This window comes from Phenylobacterium sp., from assembly GCF_041913825.1.
Taxonomy (GTDB): Bacteria; Pseudomonadota; Alphaproteobacteria; order Caulobacterales; family Caulobacteraceae; genus Phenylobacterium.
This window is the reverse complement of the sequence record NZ_JAYSEO010000001.1, coordinates 129,440-152,856: the sequence shown is the minus strand read 5'-3', so window position 1 is coordinate 152,856 and position 23,417 is coordinate 129,440. Positions and strand designations below refer to the sequence as shown.

Sequence of the window (23,417 nt, the reverse complement as noted above, 5' to 3'; positions counted from 1 at the left end):
CATGCCCGACTACGTCGAACACTATCTCTCCGAGCGCCAGCGTCTCATCGACGCCAACGGCGGCTACGACATCACCGAGCAGCACGACGCCTGCGGCGTGGGCCTGGTGTGCGCCATCGACGGCAAGCCGCGGCGCGAGGTGGTCGAGCTGGCCATCCAGGCGCTGAAGGCGGTCTGGCACCGGGGCGCGGTGGGGGCCGACGGCATCACCGGCGACGGCGCCGGCGTGCTGGTCTCGGTGCCCCAGGACTTCTTCGCCGCCCACGTGGAGCGGATCGGCCACCAGGTGCGGCCGGGTCCCATCGCGGTGGGCCAGGTCTTCCTGCCGCGCACCGACCTGACCGCCCAGGAGACGGCCCGGACCATCGTCGAGGCGGAGGCCCTGCGGTTCGGCTTCTACATCTACGGCTGGCGCCAGGTGCCGGTGGACACCTCGGTGATCGGCAAGGACGCCAACGCCACCCGGCCCGAGATCGAGCAGATCATGCTCTCCCCGCCCAAGGGGCTGGAGGGCGAGGCGCTGGAGCGCGCTCTGTTCCTCTGCCGCAAGCGGATCGAGAAGCAGGTGGCCGCCGCCAACATCCAGCACTTCTACCTGTGCTCCCTGTCGGCCCGCTCGCTGATCTACAAGGGCATGTTCCTGGCCGAGCACATCGACCAGTTCTACCCGGACCTCACCGACCCGCGCTTCAAGGCGGCGGTGGCGATCTTCCACCAGCGCTATTCCACCAACACCTTCCCGGAGTGGCGGCTCGCGCAGCCGTTCCGGATGCTGGCGCACAACGGCGAGATCAACACGCTGAAGGGCAACCGCAACTGGATGCGGAGCCACGAGATCCGCATGGCGGCCAACGCCTTCGGCGACTATCAGGACGACGTGAAGCCGGTGATCCAGCCGGGCGGCTCGGACAGCGCGGCGCTGGACAACACCTTCGAGGTGCTGGTGCGCGCCGGGCGCGACGCGCCGATGGCCAAGACCCTGCTGATCCCGGAGGCCTGGAACGCTCGCAACGACGACCAGATCAAGCCGGCGCACAAGGCGCTCTACGCCTACGCCAACGCAGTGATGGAGCCCTGGGACGGGCCCGCCGCGGTCTGCGCCACCGACGGCCGCTGGGTCATCGCCGGCAAGGACCGCAACGGCCTGCGCCCGCTGCGCGTCGCCGAGACCGCCGACGGCCTGCTGATCGTCGGCTCCGAGGCCGGCATGGGCCGGGTCGAGGAGACCCGTATCGTGCGCAAGTCGCACATCGCGCCGGGCCGCATGCTCGCCGTCGACCTCGCCGAAGGGAAACTCTACCGCGAGGAGGAGATCATCGACCGCCTCGCCGCCCAGCACCCCTACGACCGCTGGCTCGGCAACATGGTGGAGCTCGAGGAGCGGATCGGGCCCGGCGAGGAGCCGCGCCTGTTCGGCCGCGAGGAGCTCGTCCGCCGGCAGGCCGCCGCCGGCATGAGCCTGGAGGATCTCGAGCTGATCCTCGCGCCCATGGTCGAGGAGGCCAAGGAGGCGGTGGGCTCGATGGGCGACGACACGCCGCTCGCGGTGCTGTCGAACGAGTACCGGCCGCTCAGCCACTTCTTCCGGCAGAACTTCAGCCAGGTGACCAACCCGCCGATCGACTCGCTGCGCGAGACGGCGGTGATGAGCCTGAAGACCCGGTTCAAGAACCTCGGCAACATCCTGGCCGAGGACGAGACCCAGACCGACGTGTTCGTGCTGGACAGCCCCGTCCTCACCACCGGCATGTACGCCCGCCTGGTCGACTCGATCGGCGAGAAGAACGTGGCCGTGGTCGACTGCACCATGCCGCTGCCGGCCGGCGAGTCCCGGGCGGGCGACGCGCTGCGGGCCAACCTCGAACGGATCCGCATGGAGGCCGAGGACGCGGCCCTGCGCGGCTGCTCGACGATCGTGCTCTCCGACACCGCGACCGGACCGGACCGGGTGGCCCTGCCGATGATCCTGGCGACCGGCGGCGTCCACGCCTGGCTGGTCGCCAAGGGCCTGCGCAGCTATGTCTCGATCGTCGTCCGCTCGGCCGAGTGCCTGGACACCCACTACTTCGCGGTCCTGGTGGGCGTCGGCGCCACCGCGGTGAACGCCTACCTCGCCCAGGAGAGCTTCCTGGATCGCCAGGAGCGCGGGCTCACCGGCGAGCTGTCGCTGCGCGAGCTGTGCCTGAACTTCAAGAAGGCCATCGAGGGCGGCCTCCTCAAGATCATCGCCAAGATGGGCATCTCGGTGATCTCGTCCTACCGGGGCGGGCTGAACTTCGAGGCCGTGGGCCTGTCGCGCTCGCTGGTCGCCGAGTTCTTCCCGGGGATGCCGTCGCGCATCTCCGGCATCGGGCTCGCGGGCCTGGAGGCCAAGGCGGTCGAGCTGCACCGCCGGGCCTGGAACCCCGCGGCGCTCAGCCTGCCGGTTGGCGGCTTCTACAAGGCGCGCCGCGCCGGCGAGGCCCACGCCTTCGAGGCGCGGATGATCCACACCCTGCAGACCGCCTGCGACCGCGGCGACTACCAGGTCTACAAGCGCTTCTCGGACGGCATGCGGAAGATGCCGATCATCCAGTTGCGCGACCTGCTGGCCATCCGCACGGAGGACGCCAAGCCGGTGGGCCTGGACGCGGTCGAGAGCGTCAACGAAATCCGCAAGCGCTTCGTCACGCCCGGCATGAGCCTGGGGGCGCTCAGCCCCGAAGCGCACGGCGTGCTGAACATCGCCATGAACCGGATCGGGGCCAAGAGCGTCTCGGGCGAAGGCGGCGAGGACCGGGCGCGCTACCGGCCGCTGCCGAACGGCGACAACCCGAACTCGGCGGTGAAGCAGATCGCGTCCGGCCGGTTCGGCGTGACCGCCGAGTACCTGAACCAGTGCCGCGAGATCGAGATCAAGGTCAGCCAGGGCGCCAAGCCCGGTGAGGGCGGCCAGTTGCCCGGCTTCAAGGTGACCGAGCTGATCGCCAAGCTGCGCCACGCCACGCCCGGCGTGATGCTGATCAGCCCGCCGCCGCACCACGACATCTACTCGATCGAGGACCTCGCCCAGCTCATCTACGACCTGAAGCAGATCAACCCCGACGCCAAGGTCACCGTGAAGCTGGTGGCCATGACCGGCATCGGCGCGATCGCGGCGGGCGTGGCCAAGGCCAAGGCGGACGTGATCCTGATCTCCGGCAACGTCGGCGGCACGGGCGCCTCGCCCCAGACCTCCATCAAGTACGCCGGCGGGCCGTGGGAGATGGGTCTCAGCGAGGCCAACCAGGTGCTGACGCTGAACAACCTGCGCCACTCGGTGAAGCTGCGCACGGACGGCGGCATCCGCACCGGCCGCGACGTGGTGATCGCCGCCATGCTGGGGGCCGAGGAGTTCGGCATCGGCACGGCCAGCCTGATCGCCATGGGCTGCATCATGGTGCGGCAGTGCCACTCCAACACCTGCCCTGTGGGGGTCTGCACCCAGGACGAGGGGCTGCGGGCCAAGTTCACCGGCAGCCCGGAGAAGGTGATCAACCTCTTCACCTTCATCGCCGAGGAGGTCCGCGAGATCCTCGCCCTGCTGGGGGCCCGCTCCCTGCAGGAGATCGTCGGCCGCACCGACCTGCTGATGCAGGTGAGCCGCGGCGGCGAGCACCTGGACGACCTCGACCTCAACCCGCTGCTGGTCCGCGCCGATCCCGGCGACCACAAGCCCTACTGCACGGTGGAGGGCCGCAACGAGGTGCCCGACACCCTCGACGCCCAGATCGTGCGCGACGCGGGGCCCGTGTTCGAGCGCGGCGAGAAGATGCAGCTCACCTACACCGTCGCCTCGACCCAGCGGTCGATCGGCACCCGCACCAGCTCGCACATCGTGCGCAAGTTCGGGATGGACGGTCTGGCGGCGGGCCACCTGACCGTGCAGCTCAAGGGCTCGGCCGGCCAGAGCCTCGGGGCCTTCGCGGTCCAGGGCCTGCGGATCGAGCTGACCGGCGAGGCGAACGACTATGTGGGCAAGGGGCTGTCCGGGGCGACCATCGCCATCCGGCCTTCCCCGCACCTTCCGGCGCCCGAGAAGAACGCCATCATCGGCAACACGGTGCTCTACGGCGCCACGTCCGGGCGGCTGTTCGCGGCGGGCCTGGCAGGCGAGCGGTTCGCCGTTCGCAACTCCGGCGCCACCGCCGTGGTGGAGGGCGTGGGCGCCAACGGCTGCGAGTACATGACCGGCGGCACGGCGGTGATCCTGGGACCCGTCGGGTTCAACTTCGCGGCCGGCATGACCGGCGGGATGGCCTTCGTGTACGACGCCGACGACAGCTTCCAGCTCTCGCTGAACCGCGAGAGCGTGGTGACCTGCCGGATCGGCAACCCGCACTGGGAAGCCGTGCTGCGCGGCCTGGTCGAGGAGCATGCCCGGGAGACCGGGTCCCGGCTCGCCCAGGAGCTGCTGCGCGACTGGGGTCGGGCGGTGGAGCGCTTCTGGCAAGTCTGCCCGAAGGAGATGGTCGGCCGTCTCGACCACGGCCTCGAGGCCGAAGAGGCCGTCCACCTCCGGGCCTAGGCGAACTCCGGGTCGGGACCGACGTAGCGGGCGCGCGGGCGGATCAGCGCGTCCGTCTGCCCCTGCTCGATCGCGTGCGCGATCCAGCCGGCGCAGCGGGCGACGGCGAACAGGGCGAACGGCGCGTCCGCCGGCAGCCGCAGGGCCTCGCAGATCGCGACCAAGGCGAAGTCGATGTTCGGCGCCTGGCCCGTGACCGCGCGCACGGCCTCGGCGAGCGCCGCAAACCCGGCCGGCGGCTGGAAGCGCGCCAGGAGGGCGGCGGCGCGGGGATCGTCCTCGGGATAGAGCGGGTGTCCGAAACCCGGCAGAGCGCGGTCCTCCACGAGGCGGTTGGCGATCGCCTGGCGGGGCCCCTGCTGCGCCGCTTCGGCGGCGAAGGTGCGCACGGCGGCCGTGGCGCCGCCGTGCCGCGGCCCGGAGAGGGTGGAGAGGCCGGCGAGCGCCGACGCCGAGAGCGACGCGCCGGTGGAGGCGGCCACCCGCGCCGCGAAGGCCGAGGCGTTCAGCTCGTGGTCCGCGACCAGCACCAGCGTGCGGCGGACGAGGTCGGCGCCCGGGCCGCCCGGCCCCTGCCCCCACGCCAGCGCCAGCCGGTTGTGGATCGCACCGCCGCCCACCTCGCCGGCGACCGCGTCGGTCAGCACGTCCAGCAGGGTGGCGGCCTCCACCGCCAGCGCCATCGGATGGCGGCCCCGGGCCGGCGGGTCGGTTCCGGCGAGCGCGGCCAACGCCTGGAAGGCCCGCGTGCGCATGTCGGCGGCCTCCGGCGGCGGCGGCCGCTCGGTCCGCTTGAGCGCCGCGCCGTGGCCGCCCCGCAGCAGCCGCGCCACCGACTCCAGCGTCTCGGTCTCGGCGAGCCGGATGGCGTCTCGGCCGCGGTAGAACAGCCGCCCCCCGGCCACGGTGGTGATCGCGGACGCCAGCACCGGCTCGCCCCAGGCGATCGCGCCGGCCGCCACGTCGGAGACCTTGCGGCTGCGCGACTTCCGCTGCTGCAGGGCCGCGATGTCGGCGGCGCGATAGAGGCTGCGGCGGGAGTCCGCCGGATCGGGACGCACCTGGACGCGGCCGCGGCTGACGTAAGCGTAGAGGGTCTGAGGCCTGACCGACAGTCGGGCCTGGGCGTCTTCGGCGGAGATCCAGTCAGGCGCAGGCATGACATTGATCATATTGATCAAGATTGACCAGGGCAACGTGGAGGCATTTCGTCGGCCCGGCAAGTGCTGAAGGAGACCGCCATGTCCGATGGGCTCGAAGACGTCGTCGCCGCCGAAACCGTGCTGTCCGAAGTGGATGGCCAGAAGGGGCTGCTGATCATCCGCGGCCGCTCGCTCGACGAGCTGGCCGGCCGCACCCGGTTCGAGGACGTGGCCCGCCTGCTCTGGGACGGGTTCTTCGAGAACCTGCCGGACGACCTGACCGCACCGCTGGCGACCGCTCGCGCCGAGGTGTTCGGCGAGGTGGCGGCGCTGGACACCGGTCTGCTTGACCGCACGCCCGTGGAGGCGATGCGGGCGCTCACCGCCCGTCTGGCGGACGGCGACGACGTGGCGACCGCGCTCCGGCTCGCTGCCGCGCCGGCGGTGTTCACCGCCGCCGTGGTGCGCGCCCAGGCGGGCGAGGCGCCGGTGCGACCGGACCCCGCGCTCGGCCATACGGCCGACGTGCTGCAGATGATCACCGGCCGCCCCCCGGAGAAGGGCCACGCCGCCGCCCTCGACACCTACCTCGTGACGGTGAGCGACCACGGGCTGAACGCCTCGACCTTCGCCGCCCGGGTGATCGCCTCGACCCGGGCCGGCCTCACCTCCGCCGTGCTGGGCGGGATCTCGGCGCTGAAGGGACCCCTGCATGGCGGCGCGCCGGGGCCGGTGATCGAGATGCTCGACGAGATCGGCCATCCGGCCAACGCCCGGCCATGGCTGGAGGCGGCGATCGCCCGCGGCGACCGGCTGATGGGCTTCGGCCACCGGGTCTACCGGGTCCGCGACCCCCGCGCCGACGCGCTGAAGGGCGCGGTGCGGCGGCTGAGCGAGGGCGCGAACCCCGGCCGCCTGCAGTTCGCCGAAGCGGTGGAGGCCGCGGCGCTCGCGATCCTGAAGGAGAAGAAGCCGAACCGGCCGCTGGACACCAACGTGGAGTTCTACACCGCCCTCCTGCTCGAGGCCCTGGGCCTGCCGCCGTCGGCCTTCACCTGCGTGTTCGCCATGGGCCGCGTCGCCGGCTGGGTGGCGCACGCCCGGGAGCAGCTCGCCGGCGGCCGGCTGATCCGCCCGCAGTCGCGCTACGTGGGCCCGCTGCCGCTGCAGGCGGCGTGATCCGGCGCGGCGGCGGGGCCGCCGGCCCAGGGTGAGAGTCGTTCGCGCTGGCCTTGCCCGGTGGCCGGGCTAGTTTCCAGCCATGACTCCCGCGGGCCTCTCCCCTGCCGAATCCGCCGCCCTGACCCGGCGGGTCACCCTGCTGTCGGTGGCCACGGCCGCCATCCTGGTGACCCTCAAGGTGGCGGCCTGGTGGGCGTCCGGCTCCACGGCCATCCTCGCGTCGGCCGCCGACTCCGGCCTCGACCTGGTGGCCAGCCTGGTGACCTTCTTCGCTGTCCGCTACGCGGTGGCGCCGCCCGACGCCGAGCACCGGTTCGGCCACGGCAAGGCCGAGGCCTTCGCCAGCCTGATGCAGGCGGGCCTGGTGTTCGCATCCGCCGCCCTGGTGGCCCGGGAAGCCGTGGGCGACCTGCTCAGCCCCCACCCGATCCGGGCGGGCGGCTGGGCGATCGCGGTGATGGTGGTCTCGACGGCGCTGACCTTGGTGCTGATCACCGCCCAGACGCGCGTGTTGCGGCGGACATCCTCGGTGGCGGTCGCCGGAGACCGGGCGCACTACGCGTCGGACCTGGCTTCCAACGTCATCGCGCTGCTCGGCATCGCCGCGTCCGCGTGGCTGGGGGTGAACGGCCTCGACGCCGCCGCCGCCATCGTCATCGCCGCCCTGCTGCTCTGGGGCGCGGTGGGCGTGTTCCGCGAGGCCTCCGGCCAGCTCATGGACAAGGAGCTGTCCGACGAGGCCCGGGCGCGGATCGTCGCCCTGGTGACCGAGGACGCCCGGCTGAGCGACGTGCACCAGCTCCGCACCCGCGCCTCGGGGCCTTACGTGCACATGCAGATGCACGTGGACCTCGACCCGGATCTCAGCCTGGAGGCGGCGCACCGAGCCATCGTGGCGGCCGAGAAGCGCCTGCTGGCCGCCTTCCCCAACGCCGACATCATCATCCACGCCGATCCGCGGGGCCGCGCCGAGCCGCACGGCGGGGCTTTCGCAGAGAGCGCGGCAGAGTAAACGCCCCCTTAAGGGGTGCAGCGCCAGTAACGCGGATTGATTCCCCGCCCAAATCTTCATCACGCCTGGGGCGTTAGCCGGACATGAGCGTCGAACGCACCCTCCACCACTTTCCGCTGGATCCCGCCTCGCGGCAGGTTCGCCTGGCGCTGGGGGAGAAGCGTGTGCCGTTCACCGAGATCTCGGTGAAGTACTGGGAGCGCCCGCGCGAGCTCGCGGCGCTGAACCCCTCCGGCCTGGTGCCGGTGCTGGTGGTCTCGGACGGGGCCGACAGCCTGGTGCTGTGCGAGACCCGCGCCATCCTCGACTACCTGGAGGAGGCCCACCCGGAGCCGCCGCTGCTGGGCCGGGAGGCCGCCGAGCGGGCCGAGGCGCGCCGCCTGCTCCAGTGGTTCGACCGCAAGTTCGAGTTCGAGGCCGGCGGCTACATCCTCCACGAGAAGATGGAGAAGCGGCTGCTGGGCCTTGGCGCGCCCGAGCTCGCCAACCTTCGCCAGGGCCGCGAGGGGGTTAAGAACCACCTCTGGTACATGGACAGCCTGCTGCAGCAGCGCGACTGGCTGGCCGGACGCCGGTTGTCCCTGGCGGATTTCGCCGCGGCCGCCCATCTGTCGGTCATCGACTATTTCGGCGACGTGCCCTGGGCCGACTTCCCCGCGGTGAAGACCTGGTACATGAAGCTGAAATCCCGGCCGGCCTTCCGGCCGCTCCTCATGGACCGCTGGCCGGGGCTGACGCCGGCCCGGCATTATGACGATCTCGACTTCTGACGCGCCCGAAGACCTGATCCGCGCCGAGGCCCTGGCCCTCGGCTTCGACCTCTGCCGGTTCACCGACCTGGACGACGCCTGGCCAGCGGCCGGGCGGCTGGAGACCTTCGTGGGCGAGGGTCGGCACGGCGAGATGGGCTGGATGGCCGAGACCCTGGACCGCCGCCGCCACCCGCGCGCCATGTGGGCCGACGCCCGCTCGGCCATCGTGCTGGGAGTGAACTACGGCCCGGACTCCGACCCGATGCTGGCGCTGCAGGATCCGACGCGGGCGGCGATCAGCGTCTACGCCCGCGGCGACGACTACCACGACCTGATCAAGAAGCGGCTGAAGGCGCTCGCGCGGTTCCTGCAGGCCAGGTTCGGCGGGGAGCTGAAGGTGTTCGTGGACACCGCGCCCCTGCTGGAGAAGCCGCTGGCCGAGCGGGCCGGGATCGGCTGGCAGGGCCGGCACACCAACCTGGTCAGCCGCGAGTTCGGCTCCTGGCTGTTCCTGGGCTCGATCCTGACCACGCTGGAGCTCGAGCCGGACGCGGCGGAGCCGGTCCACTGCGGCTCCTGCACGGCGTGCCTGCAGGCCTGTCCGACCGACGCCTTCCCGGCGCCGTTCCAGCTCGATGCGCGGCGCTGCATCTCCTACCTGACCATCGAGCTGAAGGGGCCGATCCCGCGCGAGTTCCGCCCCGCGCTGGGCAACCGGATCTACGGCTGCGACGACTGCCTGGCGGTGTGCCCGTGGAACAAGTTCGCCCAGGCCGGGCGGGAACAGAAGCTCGCGGCCCGCGAGGCGCTGCGCAGCCCGGGCCTGGCCGAGCTCGCCCGCCTGGACGACGCCGCCTTCCGAGAGCTGTTCGCCAGGGGGCCGGTGAAGCGGATCGGCCGCGACCGCTTCGTCCGCAACGTGCTGTACGCCATCGGCAACTCGGGAGAGCCGGCGCTGGCGCCCGAGGCGGTGGCGCTGCTGGGAGACCCCTCGCCGCTGGTGCGCGGCGCGGCGGTCTGGGCGCTGTCGCGGCTGCTGCCGGACACCGCCTTCGCCGAGCTGCGGGCCCGGACGGCGGGGATGGAACAGGACCCTGAGGTTCTGGCGGAGTGGGCCGCCACCGGCGCGCCGCCTACGCCAGCGCGGCCCTGACGTCATCGACGACCGCGTGCCAGTTCCCGGCCGCCGGCTGCCGGAAGATGCGCATCGACGGATACCAGAGGCTGCGGTCGGGGGCGGGCAGCCAGCGCCAGTCCGGCCCCACGAAGGGCAGCAGCAGGAAGCACGGCTTGCCCATGGCGCCGGCCAGGTGCGCGCCGGCGGTGTCCACCGAGATCACGAGATCGAGGCCGGCCATGATCTCCGCCGTCTCGAGGAAGTCGCGCGCGCCGGTGTCCTCCGGCGCCAGGCTCGTCGCGCCCGGCAGCGCAAGGAGCGCCCGGGCGGCGTCGGCGGGCATGGAGCGGGCGGCGTCGTTGTGGTGCTTCGGGTTGCCGCGGGCGATCACCCCGATCCGCGCGCCCACCGGCCGCGGCGGCGCGGAGAGGTAGGGCGCGGCCAGGGGATCGTCGCTGGGGAATAGAGCCGGGAGCGAGGTCGAGCCCAGCCAGCAGTCCACCTGCGGCAGCGCAACCGAGCCCTCGGCGCGCAGCACCTCCACATCGAGGTTGGCCGCGAACAGGGCGGCGAGTTCGGGGGCGCAGTACCAGGTGGCGCGGACGCCCCGGGCGGCGAGCCGCCCAGCGTAGCGGGCGTACTGGATCTGGTCGCCGAAGCCCTCCTCGGGCCAGATCAGGACGTGCCGGCCTGTGACGTCCTCGCCCGACCAGCGAGGGAAGGGCAGCGGCGGCCGCGCCGCCCGTTGGGGAATGCGATGGCGCGCCTCCAGCAGCGGAAAACCCTCGGCGAGCCGCCCCTGGCCGAGCAGCGCCAGGCCCAGGCCGTGGGTGGAGACCGCACGGCCTGGCTCCAGCTCGAGCGCCTGCCGGAACGCCTGTTCCGCGCCGCGGGCGTCGCCCTGGCGCAGCCGGACGAAGCCGATCCAGTGGTGCGGGCCGGGGGCGTCCGGCGCGGCCGCGGCGACCTCGCGGTACGCGTCCTCGGCGGCGGCGAACTCGCCGGCGTCTCGCAGGCGGTGGCCCTGCTCGTAGAGCGCCTCGGCCGCCGCCCGGTCCATCAGAACGTCGCCTGCGGCATGTCCTTCAGGCGCGGCAGGACCTTGTCCTTGTCGGAGAGCACGGGCTCCACGTCGATCGGCCATTCGATGCCGATGTCCGGGTCGTTCCAGATCACGCCGCCCTCGGTCTGCGGAGCGTAGAGGCCGTCCACCTTGTAGAAGAGCTCGGTGTCGTCGACGAGGGTGCAGTAGCCGTGGGCGAAGCCGCGGGGCACGAAGAGCTGCTCGCCGCCCTCGGCGGTGAGCGTCGCGCCGGCCCACCGGCCGAAGGTGGGCGAGCCCGGGCGCACGTCGACGGCGACGTCGAAGATCGCGCCCTTGAGCACGCGGACGAGCTTGGCCTGGGGATGCGGGGAGGTCTGGAAGTGCAGGCCTCGCACAGTGCCCTTGCGGGCATTGAACGCCTGGTTGTCCTGCACGAAGTCGGCCTCGACGCCGGCGGCCGACATGGCCCGGCGGCTCCAGGTTTCGGCGAACCACCCGCGCGCATCGCCATGGCGCTTGGGCGTGATAAGCAGGAGTTCGGGAAGGGCGAGCGGCGTGATCGTGGTCATGGCGCCTGGGAACTGACGGAAACCGCCACCGCATGGACGAGCCCGCGCCGGAAGACAAGCCGCTGCTGACCGTTTGCGTGATCGCCTACAACTCCGGTCCGCTGCTGCGGCGCTGTCTGGAGAGCCTGGCGGCCCAGACCTTCCGCGGCTTCGAGATCCTCGTCATCGACAACGCCTCGCCCGACCCGGCGGACGCCGAGGTCGCCGCGGCGGCGGCGGGCGTGCGCCTGATCCGAAACACGGAGAACCTGGGCTTCGCCGGGGCGGGAAACCAGGCGGCGCGCGAGGCGCGCGGCCGCTGGCTGGCGCTGCTCAACCCGGACGCCTGGGCCGAGCCGGACTGGCTGGCCGAGCTGGTCGCCGCCGCCCGGCGTCATCCGCAGGTGCGCTCCTTCACCTCCCGCCAGCTCATGGCCGAAGACCCGACCCTGCTGGACGGCCTGGGCGACGTGATGAGCGGCTACGGCATCCCTTATCGGGGCGGCTACCTCGCGCCGGACCCGGGCGACACGGACGAGGCCGAGGTGTTCTCGCCGTGTGGGGCGGCGATGATGGTCGACCGCAGCCTGTTCCTGGAGCTTGGCGGCTTCGACGAGCAGTTCTTCTGCTACTGCGAGGACGTGGACCTGGGCTACCGGCTGCAGCTCGCCGGCGAGCCGACCCTAGTGGTCCCGCGCGCCGTGATCCGGCACGAGGGTTCCGCCACGAGCGGAGGGCGCAAGTCGGAGTTCGCAGTCTTCCATGGCACCCGCAACCGCTTCTGGGTGGTGTTCAAGGACACGCCCGCCCTGCTGCTGCCGGTCGTTCTGCCGCTGCATCTGGCCGCGGTGGCCTATATCTCTTCGCGCGGTCCGAACCGGCCCCACGCGGGCCTCGTCTGGCGCTCTTTCGTGGCGGCGCTGGAGGGCCTGCCGCAGGTGATGCGCAGCCGGGCGCGCGTGCAGCGCCGCCGACGGGTCTCGGCCCTGGCCATCGCCCGCGCCATGACCTGGAACCCGAAGGACCTGACCGCGCGCCGGCCGGTGCTCAGGCCTCTGCGGCCCACTCCACGAGCCGGCGCATGAAGGCCGCGCCGCGTTCGAGCTGCGAGCGCTCCAGGTACTCGTCCGGCTGGTGGGCCTGGGCGATCGACCCGGGGCCGCAGATCACCGTCGAGAAGCCGCCGCGCTGGAACTGGCCGGCTTCGGCGGCGAAGGCCACGACCCGCGGCGGTCCGTTGTCGCCGGCCAGCCGGCGGGCCAGGGCCTCGGCTGCGCCGTCGGGCTCCGGCGCAAAGGGCGGGACGTCGGTCTTCTTCTCCACCATCACCCCGGCCTCCGGCGCGCGGGCCTTCAGCGCGGCGTCCAGCGCGCGCGCCTCGGCGTAGAAGGGCGCCAGCACCTCCTCCACCTCGAAGCCCGGGGGGCAGCGCAGGTCGAAGGTGAAGCCGCACTCACGGGCGATGATGTTGTGGGCGGTGCCACCGCTGACCAGGCCGATGGTGAGCGTCGCGCCCTTCGGCGTGAACGGCGAAGCGGGATCGGCCTCCCGGTCGAGCCGCTGGGCCAGCTCGCCCAGGAAGCTCATCAGCTTCACGGCCTCCATGATCGCCGAGACGCCCTGCTGGGTCTGGCTCGAGTGGGCCTCCCGCCCGGTGACGGTGACCCGGAAGGTGGCGATGCCCTTGTGGCCGTTCACCGCCACCATATCGGTGGGCTCGCCGACCACGACGCATGCGGGCGCCGGCAGCTCCCGGCGGATCACCTCGATCATGGCCGGGGCGCCCAGGCAGCCGATCTCCTCGTCGTAGGAGAAGGCGAGATGCACGGGCTTCGCGGGCCCGGCGGCGACGAGGTCGGGCACCGCGGCGAGCGACAGCGCAAGGAACGCCTTCATGTCGCAGGTCCCGCGGCCGTAGAGCCGGCCGTCGCGCTCGGTGAGCGTCCAGGGGTCGGTGCTCCACGGCTGGCCGTCCACCGGCACCACGTCGGTATGGCCGGAGAGCACGACGCCGCCTTCCGCCGACGGGCCGACGGTGGCCAGCAGGTTCGCCTTGTCGCCATGCTCGTTCGGCACCCGGCGGTGCGGCACGCCGTGGCGGTCCAGATAGGCCTCCACCCAGGCGATCAGCTCGAGGTTCGAGCCGCGGGAGGTGGTGTCGAAGGCGACGAGCGTCCGGAGGATGTCCAGCGCGGCGGGGGTGAGGTCGCGGGCCATGGCGCAGTGGTAGACCGGCCCGAGGGCGCTTGCACGCCCTGTTGCGCGCTGGTCGGCGGTGGCGCCCGAACCTTGGGCAGGAAGCCTAGCCGAGGGCGGTGCGGCCGGGGCCTTCGAGGACGGCGATGAGCTCGACGCGGAAGATGAGCGCCGCGTTGGGCGGGATCTCGCCGCCGGCGCCCTCGGCGCCGTAGCCCTGCTCGGGCGGCACGTAGAGGACCCACTCGTCGCCCGGGCGCATCTGCTGGAGCGCCTCCTGCCAAGCGGGGATCAGGCCGCGCAGCGGCATGGCCGCCGGCTGCCCACGCTCGTAGGAGCTGTCGAACACCTTGCCGTCGATCAGCTTGCCCTCGTAGTGGACCTTCACCTCGTCGGAGAGCTGCGGCTTGATCCCGGTGGCCGGGCCCTGCCTGACCACCTTGTAGAGCACGCCCGACGGCAGGCGCTGGACGCCCGGCTCCTTGGCGGTCTTCTCGATGAAGGCCTTGGACGCCTCGGCCTGGTCCGGCAGGGCCTGACGGCCCTGGCAAGCGGCAAGCGACAGCGCCGCGGCGGCAATCATCAGAATACGGAACATTTCAGACAGCCCTCGGAGGATATCCGCGCTCGCGCAGCGCATCCATGATCTCCTGGGTGTGCTGCGCGTCGCGCGTCTCGATCATCAGGTCGAATTCGGCGCCCTTGGCCGGCACGTCGAGCGCCAGGCGGTTGTGGGCCACCTCGATTATGTTGGCGCCTAGCTGGCCGATGATCGCCGAGACATTGGCCAGCAGGCCCGGACGGTCGTCGCCGATGATCCGCAGGCTGACGATCCGCTGTTCGCGGACCAGCTCGCGCGTCAGGACGGACGCCAGGAGGCGGGTGTCGATGTTGCCGCCGGTGATGACGAGGCCGCACTTCTTGCCGCGGAACCGCTCGGGATAGGCGAGCAGCCCGGCGAGCGCCGCGGCGCCCGCGCCCTCGGTGACGGTCTTCTCGACGTTGCAGTAGAGGGCCACCGCCTTCTCGAAGTGCGGCTCCTCGATCAGCAGGACCTCGTCGATCAGCGGCCGGGCGACGCCATAGCTGATGTCGCCCACCTGCTTCACCGCGATGCCCTCGGCGATGGTCGCCCCGCCGGCCGCCGCGCCGGCGTTCACGCCGCGCATCTTCGCCGTGAAGGAGGGATACATGGCGGGCTCGAGGCCCACGACACGGATGTCGTCCTTGATCTGCTTGGCGGCCGTGGCCATGCCGGCGATCAGCCCGCCGCCGCCGATCGGGACCGGCAGCACCTCCAGTTCGGGCACGTCCTCGAGCATCTCCACCGCCACCGTGCCCTGGCCGGCCATGACGTCCAGGTCGTTGAACGGGTGCACGAAGACCAGGTCCCGCTCCTCGCAGAGCTTGCGGGCGAAGGCGGAAGCCTCGTCGTAGCCCTCGCCGTCGATGACCACCTCGGCGCCGTGGTTGCGCGTCTGCTGCACCTTCACGAAGGGAGTGCCGCGCGGCATGACGATGGTCACGGGGATGCCCAGGCGGGCGGCATGGTAGGCGAGGCCCTGGCTGTGATTGCCGGCGGACGCGGCGATCACGCCCCGCTTCTTCTCGGCCTCGGTGAGCTGCAGCAGCTTGTTGAGCGCACCGCGCTCCTTGTAGGCGGCGGTGAACTGCAGGTTCTCGAACTTCACCCAGACCTCAGCCCCGGTGATCTCGGACAGGGTCCGCGAACGGCGGCAGGGGGTGCGCTCGATATGACCCCGCAGCCGCTCTTCGGCCGCGCGGATGTCGTCGAGGGTCAGGGTCATGGGCGGGCTGCTGTGGCGAAAGGTCGGGCAACCTAACGGCGGGGGGGCCGGCGGGCAACTTGCGCTGTGCACGTGCGAGATGGCGCGGCGCGCGCAATCGGTTTTTGGACATCGCGCGGCCGGCGGGTTTGCTGTAACCGGCTCGTCCGTGCCCGCCGACCCGACGCCCCCGACCAAGCCCGCCCTGTTCCTCGACCGCGACGGGGTGCTCAACGCGGACCACGGCTACGTCAGTCGCTGGGAGGACTTCCAGTGGATCGCCGGGGCGCGGGAGACGGTGGCGGCGTTCAACCGCGCCGGCTGGATCGTGGTGGTGGTGACCAACCAGTCGGGCATCGGCCGCGGCTACTACACCGAGGACGACATGCACGGCCTGCATGCGCGCATGGCCGAGGAGCTCAAGGCGGCGGGCGCGCACGTCGACGCCTTCTACTTCGCCCCGCACCACCCGGACTCGAAGCTCGAGCGCTATCGGCATCCGGACCATCCGGACCGCAAGCCGAACCCCGGCATGCTGCTTAGGGCGATGCAGGACTGGCCGATCGACCGCGAGGCGTCGTTCCTGGTGGGCGACAAGCCATCGGACCTGGAGGCGGCGACCCGGGCGGGCGTGCGGGCGGTGCTGTTCGACGGCGGAAACCTGTACGAATTCCTGGCGGCCGAGGGCCTGCTGCCCGGCTAGCGGCGCTCCATCTTCTCCAGCAGGCGCTCCAGGGTGGAAAGCTCGTCCGCCTCCCCCGGCGGCTTGTCCCAGCGGATGCGGTTGATGCGCGGGAAGCGCATGGCCACGCCGGACTTGTGGCGGCCGGAGCGCTGCAGCCCCTCGAAGGCGACCTCGAAGACCAGCCCCACGTGCGGCTCAGCGCGCACAGAACGCACGGGGCCGAAGCGCTCAACCGTGTTGTCGCGGACGAACTTGTCGATCTGCTTCAGCTCCTCGTCGGTGAAGCCGAAGTAGGCCTTGCCCACAGGGGTGAGCATCCGCTTGCCGTCCGGCCCCTCCGTCCAGGTCCCGAAGGTGTAGTCGGAGTAGAAGCTGGAGCGCTTGCCGTGACCGCGCTGGGCGTACATCAGCACCGCGTCCACCAGGTAGGGATCGCGCTTCCACTTGAACCAGGGCCCCTTTGGGCGGCCGGCCTCGTAGATCGAGTCCCAGCGCTTGAGCATCAGGCCCTCGGCGATCTGCGGGTCGCCGGCCGGCGGGTCGGCGCGGAGCTCCGCCAGGCCCTGCCAGGTCTCGAACGGCTGCAGGGGCGACAGGTCGATGCGCGGGCTGTGCTCCTTGGCCACGAAGGCCTCCAGGCGCTTGCGGCGCTCGGCGAACGGCAGGGTGCGGGTATCCCCGCGCCCCTCGGCGAGGATGTCGTAGGCGCGGATGGCGGCCGGATAGGCGGCCATCAGCTTGGCGTCGACACTCTTGCGGTTCAGCCGCTGCTGCAGGTCGGCGAAGGGCGCCACCTGACCGTCGCGGATGACCAGAAGCTCGCCGTCGATCACGCCCTCGTCGGCCAGGGCGTCTAGGATGTCGGGGAAGGTGCGGGAGATGTCGTCGCCGGTGCGGGTGTAGAGCCGGCGGACTCCGCCCTCGTGCACCGCCTGGACGCGGATGCCGTCCCACTTCCACTCGGCGGCGTAGTCGGCGGGATCGAGCTTGCCGAAGTCGACCTCCTCGTCGATCGCCTGGGCGAGCATCACCGGTCGGAAGCGCCCCGGATTGTCGCTGGACGGCTTCTCGGACCGGCCCTCCAACCAGGCGAACAGGTCCTCGTAGGGCGGGTGGAGCGCGTGCCAGATCTCCTCGATTTCGGCTGGGTCGACGCCGCCCATCTCGGCGGCGGCGCGCTTGGCGAGCCTGGCCGTGAGGCCGACGCGCAGCTCGCGGGTCATCAGCTTCAGCAAGGCCCAGCGCTCGCGCGGCTCGTCCATGGCGTCGAGCCAGCCCTCGATCAGCCGCTGGACCTCGGCCCGGGTGGCGGTGCGCAGCCCGTCCACCACCTCGTTGAGCTCGGGCTCGCGGTTGGCGCCCGGCCGCCTCGGCCAGACCAGGGCGACGGTCTCGGCGAGGTCGCCCACATAGTCGTAGGACCACCAGAAGAGCTGGGGGTCCATCCGCTCCTCCACCGCCTTGCGGATGAAGGTGGGTTTGGCGGCGTCGAAGGTGAGGTCGCCGGTCAGCGCCGCCAGCGCCCAGCCACGGTCGGGATCGGGCGTGTCGCGCAGGTAGTCGCGCACGAGCGTCAGCTTGGCGTTTCGCGACGCCGTCAGCGACAACCGGTCGAGGAGCTCGGCGAAGGCCCGCATGATCTCAAGACGTAGGCGAGCGCCGGCCGAGCTTCAAATCAGCCCTCGCCGATCATGCCGCCGGCGTCGGGACCGATGTCGCCCTCGCCGCGGGTCCCGTCCAGGCCGGTGTCGACGCTGTCGTCGGCGCCCGGCGTGTGCATGCCGGTCCCGGTCTTCGGCGGCAGGCCATCCCCGGCGGGCCGCGAGGCGGGCCCGCCGAAGCCGTCGCCGCCGGTCATGCCGCCGGACGAGCCGGGGTTCAGGGGTTCGGACATGTTAAGCTCCTTTCCGCCGGCAACGTGCGGCCCGGGGCGAGGGTTCAGTCGTCGCCTTCTTCCTCGTAGCCGACCAGGGCGAGCGCGCGGGCGGGGACGCCGTGCAGCTCGGCCCAGCGGGCCAGCGCCTCCTCTCGGCCGTGGGTGATCCAGAGCTCGCCCGGGCGAATCTCGTCCACGGTGGCGGTGAGTTCGTCCCAGTCCGCGTGGTCGGAGATCACCAGCGGCAGCTCGCAGCCGCGCTGGCGGGCCCGGGCTCGCACCTGCATCCAGCCCGAGGCGAAGGCCGAGACGGGGTCGGGGAAGCGGCGGCTCCAGCGGTCCTGGGTCGCCGACGGCGGGGCGATGATGATCTGGCCGGCGAAATCGGTCTTGCGCCCCGTGGTGGCGGGCTCGAGCGGGCCGAGATCGACGCCGTGTTTCTCGTAGAGGGCGTTCAGCCGATCGAGGGCGCCGTGGACGTAGATCGGCCGCTCCCAGCCCGCCTCGCGTAGCAGGCGGATGACCCTCTGGGCCTTGCCGAGCGCATAGGCGCCGACCAGGTGGGCGCGGTCGGGAAACTGGGCCACCGAGCGCAGCAGGCGGGCGATCTCGTCCCCGTCCGGCGGGTGGCGGAACACCGGCAGGCCGAAGGTCGCCTCGGAGATGAACACGTCGCATGGGACGGGCTCGAAGGCCGGGCAGGTGGGATCGCGCCGGCGCTTGTAGTCGCCGCTGACCACCATGGTCAGCCCCTTCCAGCGCACCACGGCCTGGGCCGAGCCCAGCACGTGGCCGGCAGGCGCCAGCGTGATCTCCACGTCGTCGCGGGCGACCACCTCGCCGTAGGCGGCCGGCTGCATGGCGCGGGCGAACTCCAGCCCGTACCGCTCGCCCATGATGTCGAGCGTCTCGGGCGTGGCGAGCACCGCGCCGTGGCCCGAGCGGGCGTGGTCGGCGTGGCCGTGGGTGATCACCGCGCGCCCCACCGGCTGCACGGGGTCGATGTAGAAGTCGCCGGGCGCGCAGTAGAGCCCCTCGGGCTTCGGACAGAGCAGGTCCTGCGGTCGGATCATCGCCTTCATATAAGCGCGGCCGGCGCGGTGGCGATCCCGAACAAGGTGAGCAGAATATTACCGAGAATACATCTTGTTAATTCGGCGTCATGACTGCTGTTTAACGTGTACTCAAGATCGGCCTCTCATATACCCGCCCTCAACGAACGCGGCATTCCCGCCGCAGCACACAGACAGAATTGAGGGTCATCATGTCGAACAACATCACTCCGCTTCTCGGCGTCTTCAACATCGCCATGGCCGCCGTGCCGCTTACTGCCGTCATCGCCTGGATGGGCTCGCTCGCCCTCTAAGACTTGACGCCCTGGCCCCGCGGATTGACCGCGGGGCGGGTCGGGCCTACCCGCTAGGGGGATGAGCGCCGACCCCGACACCCTGCGCCAGATGGCCGAGATGATGGCCGTCGGCGCGCCCCAGGCCGCCGCCCTGGGTTTCCGCCTGGTTTCCGTGGAGCCGGCCAAGGGGGCGATCATGGTCCCCTGGCGCGAGGACCTGGTGGGCGATCCCGACAGCGGGATCATCGCCGGCGGCGTCGTCACCACCCTGCTGGACCACGTCTGCGGCCTCTCGATCATGAGCACCGCGGGCGAGCGCCTGCCGACCGCGACGCTGGACCTGCGGATCGACTACATGCGGGCCGCCAAGCCCCGCGCGGGGGTCACCGCCGAGGCGCACTGCTACAAGGTCACGCGGACCATCGCCTTCGTCCGCGCCCAGGCCTGGGACGAGGACCGCGCCGATCCCATCGCCACCGCCCAAGCGGCCTTCGTGCTGCAGGGAGCGCGGGCATGAGCGACGCCCCCCAGCGGCTCGAGGCCTTCCTCCAGCGCGTTCCCTACATCCGCTTCCTCGGCATGCGCGCCGAGCTGGCGGGCGACGAGATGACGGCGGTCCTGCCGTTCTCGGAGCACCTGGTGGGCAACGTCATGCTGCCGGCCTTGCACGGGGGCGTGCTGGGCGCCTTCCTGGAGACGACGGCGCTTGCCCAGCTCGCGGTGACCCAGAAGTCTTCCAGGCTGCCGAAGACCATCGATGTCACCATCGAATACCTGCGGCCGGGCCGCGCCATGACCACCTACGCCCGCGCGGACCTGCGCAAGGTGGGCCGCCGGATCGCCAACATCCACGTCGAGGCCTGGCAGGAGGCGCGGGCCCATCCCGTCGCGGCGCTGCGCGGGCACTTCCTGCTGGCGCAGGACGACTGACGGCTCCTTAGAGGCGCGTCACCCTTCGGCCGCCGCCTTCTCCTTCTGGATCTTCGCGAGCTCCGCCTTCGCGGCCGCTTCGGCGGCCGTGTCGCCCTTGGCCCGGGCCTGGAGCATGGCCCCGGTGGCCTCCATCTCGCGCACCGGGATCAGGTGGCGGTCGTCGGCGCGGGCGAAGGGCAGGGTCTGGATGCGGGCCAGGACGGCGCGCTGGCGCTGGGCCTCGGGGGTGTCGCCCACGCCATAGGTGAACATGAAGTCGGCGACCTTCTTCTTGATCGCCGGGTCGAGGTCCTTGCGCCAGACCATCGGGTCCTCGGGGATCCTGGGGCTGCGCCAGACGATGTCCACGCTGTTCAGGGTGTGGTTCGCCGCCTCGGTCCCCAGCATGCCCAACCGCTCCATGGAGGCGGTGTTGTTGGTGGCGGCGTCGAGCACGCCGTTGCCGACCGCGAACAGGTTGGCCTCGTGGTTCGCCGACTTCACGGTCTTGAAGCAGGCGTTCGGGTCGATGCCGCGCGGCGCGAACAAATAGGTCATGGGGGCAAGCGTGCCGGACGTCGACTTGGCGTCGCCCATGCCGAAGTCCAGGCTGCGGTCGCAGGCCAGCACCTTGTCGAGGGTGAGGCCGGAGCCCTTCTTGACGATGATCACCGCCTCGTAACCGTCGACGCCCGAGGGGTTCACCGAGCGGGCGAAGACCTCGCCACCGGCCCGCCGCACGGCCTCGAGCCCGGATTGATTGGTGAACCAGCCCACGTCCGTCTGCTTGAAGCGCATGGCCTCGATCAGGCCGGTGTAGTTCGTCCCGAAGAACGGCCGGACCTCCAGGCCCGTGGCCTTTGCCATGTCGTCAAGGAACGGCTGCCAGTCGGCCTCGGCGGACTGCCGGCTCTCGGCCGACAGGATCGAGAACTCCAGCACCTTGTCTTCCGGCTTCTGCTCGGCGCAGGCGGCCAGCGTCAGGGCCAGGGCGAAGGCAAGCGTCAGGCGGCGCGAAATCATGGCGGTCTCCCCCGGACCGGCAGCCTAGCCGGTCGCCGCCGGGCTTGTCGCGCAGCTCGATGACACTTCTGCTACGTGGCGGCCCGCGCGTTCTCGCGCTTGTCGAGCACCGACTGCACCGCGAGCATGGTGTCGACCACGGCGATGGCCGCGACCGTCAGGGCCACGAGGCCGGCAATGTGGCGCTTAGGGTTGTCCCGACCGAGCGCCTTGCCCACGGCGGCCAGGTCCATCACATCGCCGCCGACCCGCATCCAGAACCAGGGGCCGGGCTTCACCGGCGAGAGCAGGCCGGAGCCCGCGGCGATCTCCCGGGCCCCGAACGCGCTCACCGCCGCCTCGTCGGCCTGCAGGCCGAGGTGCTTCGACACCTGCCGTGGCGCGGCGACGGCCAGGATCCCGAGGCCGATGGAGACCAGGCCCAGAGCCCGCTTGGCGACGACGAGGTTCATGGGAGGGGCGTCCTTCTCCGTTCCGAACCGGCAAGACGCGCATGGCGCAGCTTGGTTCCGCGGGCGTTTCCCCTTGTGGCTCCGCCCTTTGGGCATTACCTGCGCCGCCCATGCTGCAAGGACTTTCCCAACAGGCCCGCGAGGCGAAGAGCTGGCCCTTCGAACAGGCCCGCATCCTGCTGGACCGCATCCTGCGCCTGCGCCTGACGGACGCCGAGCGCGACCTCGCCGCGGCGCTGATCGCCCAGGGCAAGTTCGACGAACTGGTCCGCACCCTGCCCGCGTTGACCGAGCCGGTGATCTTCCAGTGCGGCTACGGAGCCTCCGGGCTGCCACATATGGGCACGTTTGGAGAGGCCGCGCGGCCGACCATGGTGCGCAACGCCTTCCGCGCGCTCACCGAGGACGCCATCCCGACCCAGCTCATCGTCTTCTCCGACGACATGGACGGCCTGCGGAAGATCCCGGACAACGTCCCCAACAAGCAGATGCTGGAGGAGGACCGCGACAAGCCGGTGACCAGCGTCCGCGACCCCTTCGGCGAGCACGAGAGCTTCGGCGCGCACAACAACGCCCGCCTGCGCGCCTTCCTCGACGGCTTCGGGTTCGACTACACCTTCATGTCCTCCACCGAGACCTACAGGTCGGGCCGGTTCGACGAGGTGCTGCTGCGCATCCTCGAGCGCTTCGACGCGGTGATGGGCATCATGCTGCCGACGCTCGGCGAGGAGCGGCGGGCGACCTATTCCCCGTTCCTGCCGATCAGCCCGAAGACCGGCCGGGTCCTGCAGGCCCCAACTCTGGAACGCAACGTCGAGAAGGGGACGATCGTCTTCGCCGACGAGGACGGCGAGCGCACCGAGGTCCCGGTGACCGGCGGTCACGTGAAGCTGCAGTGGCGCCCCGACTGGGCCGCTCGCTGGACGGCGCTGAAGGTGGACTTCGAGGCCTCGGGCAAGGACCTGGTGGACTCCGTCCGTGTGTCCAACAAGATCGTCCGGGCGCTGGGCGGCGAGCCGCCGGAGGCGTTCCACTACGAGCTCTTCATGGACGAGAACAACCAGAAGATCTCGAAGTCCAAGGGCAACGGCCTGACCATGGAGGAGTGGCTGCGCTACGGCACGCCCGAGAGCCTGGCCTACTACATGTACCAGTCGCCCAAGTCGGCGAAGCGGCTGTTCTTCGACGTGATACCCAAGGCCACGGACGAGTACCTGTCGCACCTGGACGCCTTCCAGCGTACCACGGCGGAGAAGAACCAGCCGGCCATCGACAACCCGGCCTGGCACGTCCATCGCGGCGCGCCGCCGGCGAAGGGGTCGCCGGTCTCCTTCTCGCTGCTGCTGAACCTGGTGTCGGCGGCGGACGCCTCCACCAAGGAGATCCTTTGGGGCTTCCTGGAGCGCTACATCCCGGGCGCGACGCCGCAGAGCGAGCCGCTGCTCGACAAGCTCGCCGGCTATGCGCTGAACTACTACGAGGACTTCGTGAAGCCCTCGAAGACGTTCCGCGCGCCCACCGACCAGGAGCGCGCGGCGATGCAGGATCTGGTGGCGCGGCTGAAGGCCCTGCCGCCCGGTGTGGACGCCGAGGCCATCCAGAACGAGGTGTTCGAGGCCGGCAAGACGGGCGGATTCGAGCCGCTGCGCGCCTGGTTCGGCGCGCTCTACGAGGTGCTGCTCGGCCAGCCCACCGGCCCGCGCTTCGGCTCCTTCGTGGCGATCTTCGGCGTCGAGCGGACGATCGAGCTGATCGAGCGCGGCCTCTCCGGCGAGCTGGCGAGGGGCTGACCGG

At 71.4% G+C, this 23,417-nt stretch carries 21 protein-coding genes; 10 read left to right on the top strand and 11 right to left on the bottom strand.

Going from position 1 to position 23,417, the window contains the following annotated elements; all coding sequences use genetic code 11:
• Window position 1 precedes the first annotated feature (1 nt).
• Entirely contained in the window at window positions 2-4,546 is a 4,545-nt protein-coding gene (gene gltB / locus ACE3Q8_RS00710) for a glutamate synthase large subunit (RefSeq protein ID WP_374467979.1), read from the top strand.
• On the opposite strand, the gene ACE3Q8_RS00705 is transcribed toward gltB, so the two are convergent.
• The gene (locus tag ACE3Q8_RS00705; protein WP_374467977.1) at window positions 4,543-5,706 is read right to left on the bottom strand and encodes a citrate synthase; all 1,164 of its coding nucleotides are present in this window, start codon (window positions 5,704-5,706) and stop codon (window positions 4,543-4,545) included. The two genes, gltB and ACE3Q8_RS00705, sit on opposite strands and share 4 nt — an antisense overlap.
• Before the next feature lie 81 nt (window positions 5,707-5,787).
• On the opposite strand from ACE3Q8_RS00705, the gene ACE3Q8_RS00700 reads away from it, so the two are divergent.
• The 4 genes from ACE3Q8_RS00700 (at window position 5,788) to queG (ending at window position 9,787) form a co-directional block, all read left to right on the top strand.
• Window positions 5,788-6,867, top strand: a complete 1,080-nt coding sequence (locus ACE3Q8_RS00700; RefSeq protein ID WP_374467975.1) for a citrate synthase/methylcitrate synthase — start codon at window positions 5,788-5,790, stop codon at window positions 6,865-6,867.
• An 82-nt stretch (window positions 6,868-6,949) separates the two neighbouring features.
• Window positions 6,950-7,882: a cation diffusion facilitator family transporter gene (locus tag ACE3Q8_RS00695; protein ID WP_374467973.1), complete on the top strand. Its 933-nt coding sequence runs from the start codon at window positions 6,950-6,952 to the stop codon at window positions 7,880-7,882.
• Between the two features lie 83 nt (window positions 7,883-7,965).
• Complete coding sequence (locus tag ACE3Q8_RS00690; protein WP_374467971.1) at window positions 7,966-8,652, top strand: glutathione S-transferase family protein; 687 nt, start codon at window positions 7,966-7,968, stop codon at window positions 8,650-8,652.
• Entirely contained in the window at window positions 8,633-9,787 is a 1,155-nt protein-coding gene (queG, locus tag ACE3Q8_RS00685) for a tRNA epoxyqueuosine(34) reductase QueG (RefSeq protein WP_374467969.1), read from the top strand. Before ACE3Q8_RS00690 ends, queG begins: the two co-directional genes overlap by 20 nt.
• Here queG and ACE3Q8_RS00680 read toward each other — a convergent pair.
• Complete coding sequence (locus tag ACE3Q8_RS00680; protein WP_374467967.1) at window positions 9,768-10,811, bottom strand: hypothetical protein; 1,044 nt, start codon at window positions 10,809-10,811, stop codon at window positions 9,768-9,770. The genes queG and ACE3Q8_RS00680 overlap by 20 nt on opposite strands.
• Entirely contained in the window at window positions 10,811-11,365 is a 555-nt protein-coding gene (rfbC, locus tag ACE3Q8_RS00675; protein ID WP_374467965.1) for a dTDP-4-dehydrorhamnose 3,5-epimerase, read from the bottom strand. The genes ACE3Q8_RS00680 and rfbC overlap by 1 nt, the downstream gene beginning before the upstream one ends.
• A gap of 32 nt (window positions 11,366-11,397) precedes the next feature.
• On the opposite strand from rfbC, the gene ACE3Q8_RS00670 reads away from it, so the two are divergent.
• Complete coding sequence (locus tag ACE3Q8_RS00670) at window positions 11,398-12,429, top strand: glycosyltransferase family 2 protein (RefSeq protein ID WP_374467963.1); 1,032 nt, start codon at window positions 11,398-11,400, stop codon at window positions 12,427-12,429.
• On the opposite strand, the gene argE is transcribed toward ACE3Q8_RS00670, so the two are convergent.
• From argE to ACE3Q8_RS00655, 3 genes are all read right to left on the bottom strand, one after another.
• Window positions 12,392-13,561, bottom strand: coding sequence for an acetylornithine deacetylase (gene argE / locus ACE3Q8_RS00665; protein ID WP_374467961.1), 1,170 nt, complete (start codon window positions 13,559-13,561; stop codon window positions 12,392-12,394). The genes ACE3Q8_RS00670 and argE overlap by 38 nt on opposite strands.
• Window positions 13,562-13,646: 85 nt before the next feature.
• The gene (locus tag ACE3Q8_RS00660; protein ID WP_374467959.1) at window positions 13,647-14,138 is read right to left on the bottom strand and encodes an FKBP-type peptidyl-prolyl cis-trans isomerase; all 492 of its coding nucleotides are present in this window, start codon (window positions 14,136-14,138) and stop codon (window positions 13,647-13,649) included.
• Window position 14,139: 1 nt separating this feature from the next.
• Window positions 14,140-15,348, bottom strand: a complete 1,209-nt coding sequence (locus tag ACE3Q8_RS00655) for a threonine ammonia-lyase (RefSeq protein ID WP_374467958.1) — start codon at window positions 15,346-15,348, stop codon at window positions 14,140-14,142.
• Window positions 15,349-15,496: 148 nt separating this feature from the next.
• Here ACE3Q8_RS00655 and ACE3Q8_RS00650 point away from each other — a divergent pair, with 148 nt between their 5' ends.
• Window positions 15,497-16,030, top strand: a complete 534-nt coding sequence (locus tag ACE3Q8_RS00650; RefSeq protein ID WP_374467956.1) for a D-glycero-alpha-D-manno-heptose-1,7-bisphosphate 7-phosphatase — start codon at window positions 15,497-15,499, stop codon at window positions 16,028-16,030.
• Here the strand turns inward: ACE3Q8_RS00650 and ACE3Q8_RS00645 are convergent.
• Genes ACE3Q8_RS00645 through ACE3Q8_RS00635 form a run of 3 tightly spaced genes read right to left on the bottom strand, consistent with a single transcriptional unit; the run spans window position 16,027 to window position 18,970 of the window.
• The gene (locus ACE3Q8_RS00645; protein ID WP_374467954.1) at window positions 16,027-17,649 is read right to left on the bottom strand and encodes a cisplatin damage response ATP-dependent DNA ligase; all 1,623 of its coding nucleotides are present in this window, start codon (window positions 17,647-17,649) and stop codon (window positions 16,027-16,029) included. The two genes, ACE3Q8_RS00650 and ACE3Q8_RS00645, sit on opposite strands and share 4 nt — an antisense overlap.
• Window positions 17,650-17,687: 38 nt before the next feature.
• A complete protein-coding gene (locus ACE3Q8_RS00640) occupies window positions 17,688-17,906 on the bottom strand; it encodes a hypothetical protein (RefSeq protein WP_374467952.1) in 219 nt (72 codons plus the stop codon).
• 44 nt (window positions 17,907-17,950) lie between these two features.
• Window positions 17,951-18,970: a ligase-associated DNA damage response exonuclease gene (locus ACE3Q8_RS00635; protein WP_374467950.1), complete on the bottom strand. Its 1,020-nt coding sequence runs from the start codon at window positions 18,968-18,970 to the stop codon at window positions 17,951-17,953.
• Window positions 18,971-19,315: 345 nt separating this feature from the next.
• On the opposite strand from ACE3Q8_RS00635, the gene ACE3Q8_RS00630 reads away from it, so the two are divergent.
• Complete coding sequence (locus tag ACE3Q8_RS00630; RefSeq protein ID WP_374467949.1) at window positions 19,316-19,753, top strand: PaaI family thioesterase; 438 nt, start codon at window positions 19,316-19,318, stop codon at window positions 19,751-19,753.
• A complete protein-coding gene (locus ACE3Q8_RS00625) occupies window positions 19,750-20,166 on the top strand; it encodes a PaaI family thioesterase (protein ID WP_374467947.1) in 417 nt (138 codons plus the stop codon). Before ACE3Q8_RS00630 ends, ACE3Q8_RS00625 begins: the two co-directional genes overlap by 4 nt.
• 18 nt (window positions 20,167-20,184) lie before the next feature.
• Here ACE3Q8_RS00625 and phnD read toward each other — a convergent pair whose 3' ends face one another.
• Both phnD and ACE3Q8_RS00615 read right to left on the bottom strand, forming a co-directional pair.
• The gene (gene phnD / locus ACE3Q8_RS00620) at window positions 20,185-21,171 is read right to left on the bottom strand and encodes a phosphate/phosphite/phosphonate ABC transporter substrate-binding protein (RefSeq protein ID WP_374467945.1); all 987 of its coding nucleotides are present in this window, start codon (window positions 21,169-21,171) and stop codon (window positions 20,185-20,187) included.
• Window positions 21,172-21,242: 71 nt separating this feature from the next.
• Window positions 21,243-21,623, bottom strand: coding sequence for a hypothetical protein (locus ACE3Q8_RS00615; protein ID WP_374467943.1), 381 nt, complete (start codon window positions 21,621-21,623; stop codon window positions 21,243-21,245).
• Between the two features lie 110 nt (window positions 21,624-21,733).
• On the opposite strand from ACE3Q8_RS00615, the gene ACE3Q8_RS00610 reads away from it, so the two are divergent.
• On the top strand, window positions 21,734-23,413 hold the full coding sequence (locus ACE3Q8_RS00610) for a lysine--tRNA ligase (protein ID WP_374467941.1): 1,680 nt from the start codon (window positions 21,734-21,736) through the stop codon (window positions 23,411-23,413).
• Window positions 23,414-23,417 lie beyond the last annotated feature (4 nt).